This is a genomic window from Trebonia sp. (assembly GCF_049794275.1).
GTDB lineage: Bacteria > Actinomycetota > Actinomycetes > Streptosporangiales > Streptosporangiaceae > Trebonia.
The window spans coordinates 1-1,932 of sequence record NZ_JBARCR010001243.1; the positions used below are offsets into that span (position 1 = coordinate 1).

General features: G+C 74.3%; 3 protein-coding genes. 2 read left to right on the top strand and 1 reads right to left on the bottom strand.

Annotated features, from left to right (window positions below):
- On the bottom strand, positions 1–301 hold a 301-nt coding region (locus tag WA805_RS30410), incomplete at its 3' end, for an AMP-binding protein (RefSeq protein WP_425244046.1).
- Positions 302–380: 79 nt separating this feature from the next.
- On the opposite strand from WA805_RS30410, the gene WA805_RS30415 reads away from it, so the two are divergent.
- Together WA805_RS30415 and WA805_RS30420 are read left to right on the top strand one after the other, a co-directional pair.
- Positions 381–1,406 carry an o-succinylbenzoate synthase gene (locus tag WA805_RS30415; protein ID WP_422277679.1) on the top strand — a complete coding sequence of 342 codons (1,026 nt, stop codon included), beginning with the start codon at positions 381–383 and terminating at the stop codon, positions 1,404–1,406.
- A 49-nt stretch (positions 1,407–1,455) separates the two neighbouring features.
- Positions 1,456–1,932: thiamine pyrophosphate-binding protein (locus WA805_RS30420; RefSeq protein WP_425244047.1), on the top strand; the 477-nt coding region annotated here is incomplete at its 3' end.

A 1,932-nucleotide genomic window follows, 5' to 3' on the forward strand; every position in this document is an offset into this window, starting at 1 on the left:
GCCCCAGCCGGGCCATCGACGCGCGGGCCGAATGGTGTAGCGCCGCCGCGCTGAGCTCGACGCCCTTCGGCTCGCCGGTGGATCCGGAGGTGGCGATGACCACCGCTGTGTCTTCCGCCACACCGGCGCCGGGCGCGATGGCGTCGGTCAGCTGGCGGAGCCGCGCGGCAGGCAGGGTCGCGTCGAGCGGAAGGATCGCGGGGCCGGTGCCGTCCAGCGCTTTCGCGAGGGGGCCGGCGAGCTGGTCCGCGTCCGCGACGGCGTCCCGAAGGAGAACCGCGTGCAAGGGGCGTTTCGTCACGATAGCTAAGGTTAGATCCCATGACCGGTCACGCCGCCCCGCCCGCCCAAGGTGGTCGATGGCCCATCCACCGCCATCTATGGCGGTCGATGGCCCATCGACCGCGTTCGCTGGCGGCGGCGGCGCCGTGAACGGGGATCTGCGGGAGCTGCTCGGGACCCTGCGGGCGTTCGCGATTCCGATGCGGACGAAGTTCCGCGGGATCACGGTGCGTGCGGGGGCGCTGATCCAGGGACCGGCCGGGTGGGGGGAGTTCTCGCCGTTCGCTGAGTACGGGCCGCGGGAGTCGGCGCGGTGGCTGGCCAGCGCGATCGAGTCCGCGACGGTGCCGTGGCCCGCGCCGGTCAGGGACCGGGTGCCGGTCAACGTGACCGTGCCCGCGGTCGGGCCGGAGCGCGCGTTCGAGATCGTCGCCGCGTCCGGCTGCCGGACCGCGAAGGTGAAGGTCGCCGAGCCCGGTCAGGCCGAGGCCGAGGACGTCGACCGGGTCGCCGCGGTGCGCGACGCACTAGGGCCAGGCGGGCGGATCCGGGTAGACGCGAACGGCGGCTGGGACGTCCCGGTCGCGGCGCGCATGCTCCGCGAGCTCGGCAGGTACTCGCTCGAGTACGCGGAACAGCCGTGCGCCACGCTTGAGGAGCTCGCCACGCTGCGTCGACTTGTCGATATTCCGGTGGCGGCCGATGAGTCGATCCGCAAGGCGGAGGACCCGCTGCGGGTCCGGGCCGCGGGCGCGGCCGACATCGTGATGGTCAAGGTCCAGCCGCTGGGCGGGGTGCGGCCCGCGCTGCGGGTCGCCGAGGCGTGCGGTCTGCCGGTCGTGGTGTCCAGCGCGGTCGACTCCTCGGTCGGGCTGGCCGCGGGAGTCGCCCTCGCGGCGGCGCTGCCAGAGTTGCCGTACGCGTGCGGGCTGGCCACGATGTCGCTGCTGGCCGGCGACGTGACCGGCGAGCCGCTGACGGAGCGCGGCGGAGAGCTGCCGGTCCGGCGGCCCGCGGTCGACCCGGGGGAGCTCGCGCGCTGGGAGACCGACCCGGAGCCGTGGCGGCAGCGGGCGCTAGCCGCCGCCGAGTTTCTCGCCGACGTCCCCGGAGCCGCCGCATGAATCTGATAACAGCAAGAAGCGCGTGCGCGTCCTCGCGGCGGGCGCGGCAGTGAACCCGTCGACCGCCTTCGGCACGGTATTCGCCGACGAGCTGGCCCGGTGCGGGGTGCGCGAGGTGGTGATCGCGCCCGGGTCCAGGTCGACGCCGCTGGCGATGTCGTTCTACGAGCTGGAGCGGGCCGGCCGGGTGCGGCTGCACGTCAGGATCGATGAACGGTCCGCGTCGTTCACGGCGCTCGGCCTGGCCAAGGCCAGCGGCCGCCCGGTCGCGGTGCTGTGCACGTCGGGCACCGCGGCGGCAAACTTTCATCCGGCGGTCATCGAGGCCGACGAGTCGGCCGTGCCGCTGCTCGTGCTCACCGCTGACCGGCCGCCTGAGCTGCGCGGCGCCGGAGCCAGCCAGACGATCGACCAGGTCAAGCTGTACGGCGGGGCGGTCCGCTGGTACGCGGAGCCGGGCGTGCCTGAGAAGGTCCCCGGCCTGGCGGCCTACTGGCGGTCGCTGGCCTGCCAGGCCTGGGCGCAC